The sequence below is a fragment of the Parvibaculum sp. genome (assembly GCF_040882025.1).
Taxonomy (GTDB): Bacteria; Pseudomonadota; Alphaproteobacteria; order Parvibaculales; family Parvibaculaceae; genus Parvibaculum.
The window spans coordinates 1-1568 of sequence record NZ_JBBECC010000212.1 but is presented as its reverse complement, the minus strand read 5'-3'; the positions used below and the strand labels follow the sequence as shown (position 1 = coordinate 1568).

The 1568-nt window shown below is 66.5% G+C and carries 2 protein-coding genes; one reads left to right on the top strand and one right to left on the bottom strand.

The genetic code is table 11. The features are described from left to right. The coding region (locus WEB61_RS16580) for an enoyl-CoA hydratase/isomerase family protein (protein WP_368065450.1) at positions 1-686 on the bottom strand (686 nt) is incomplete at its 3' end. Positions 687-861: 175 nt separating this feature from the next. On the opposite strand from WEB61_RS16580, the gene WEB61_RS16575 reads away from it, so the two are divergent. Then, on the top strand, positions 862-1568 hold a 707-nt coding region (locus WEB61_RS16575; protein WP_368065449.1), incomplete at its 3' end, for an SDR family NAD(P)-dependent oxidoreductase.

Genomic DNA, 1568 nt, shown 5'->3' with positions numbered 1-1568 from the left:
TCGGTCTCGCTGGCATTCTGCGTGAGGAGCTGCTTGGTCATGCGCAACTGCCGCGACGGGTTCTCGGCCATCAGATTGGCGATCTCGAAAGCCTTGTCGAGAAGCGAGGCCTGCGGCACCACATATTCGCACAAGCCCTTTTCGCGCGCTTCCGAAGCCGGATAAAGCCGCGCCGTCAGCATCATCTCGTTGGCGTTGCCCCAGCCCATGCGCGCCACGAGGAAATGCGACGAGGCGAGTTCCGGCACGATGCCGACTTTCACGAACACCATGCCGAATTTGGCTTCCTCGGCGGCGACGATCGTGTCGAAGGGCAGGATCATCGTGACGCCGATGCCGACGGCGGGGCCGTTGACGGCGGCGACCATCGGCTTCGACGAACGCACCAGCTCGATCCAGTCGACGCCGGCCGGCATGCCGCCCGAACCGCCGGCCGTGTCGTTGCCGGGGTCCTTGCCGTCGAGCCGCGTCTTGAAGGTCGCGTCCATGTCGGCCCCGGCGCAAAAGCCACGGCCCGCGCCCGTCATCACGATGGCGCCGATATCCGCGTCGTCGTTTGCCGCCATGATCGCATGCGCCTGTTCCTCCGCCATGCGCGGCGTCCAGGCATTGAGCTTGTCGGGCCGGTTGAGCGTGATCAGGCAAACGGCGCCGCGCTTTTCGACCGTGATCTGGCTGTAATCCATGAGGCGTTCCTCCCGCGATTTCTTGTTGGCGGAAGTCTAGGCAGCGGCAGGCGCGCCCACAAGGGAACGCCCGGCGCCCTTGTGTCTCGCCGTGAATTGACGTTGCGTCCGCCAAGGGGGCTTTGCCGGATGCGCGCCGTGCCGCTAGGCTTCCGGAACAAAAGGGAGGGCGGACATGGATCTGGAACTGAAGGGCAAACATGTTTTCATCGCCGGGGCGAGCCGTGGCATCGGCCTCGGCATGGCGCATGCCTTTGCCGCCGAGGGCGCGAAAGTGGCGCTGACCGGGCGCGGCGTCGAGGCGCTCGATGCCTCCCGCGACGCGCTGATCGCCGCAGGCGCGAAAGCGGAAAATCTCACCACCATCGCCGGCGACATGACGGCGTCGGCCGACATCGCCATGGCGCTCGACGCGGCGGAGGCAAAGCTTGGGCCCCTTCACTGCGCCATCGCCAATGTCGGCCTCTCGCGCGCGCCCCTGGGCTTCGACGTCTCCGACGAAGACTGGGAAGCCGACATGCGGCAGAACCTGTTCGGCTCGGCCTATCTGGGCCGCGAGGCGCTGCGCCGCATGCTGGCGCGGCCGGCCGCCGAACGCGCGGGCGTGAACCTCATTTTCATCTCGTCGATCGCCGGCGTCGATGCGATGGGCACGGCGCTGACCTATGCGGCCTCGAAAGCCGGCATCAATCACCAGACGCGCCAGCTCGCCCGCTTCGTCGGCAAGGAGGGCATCCGCGTCAACGCGATTGCGCCCGGCAACATTCTTTTCGAGGGCGGTGTCTGGGACAAAAACACCAAGGAGCGCCCCGAAGCCTGGGAACGCTGGATCAAGCGCGAAGTGGCGCTGCGCCGCTTCGGCACCGTCGAGGAAATCGCCGA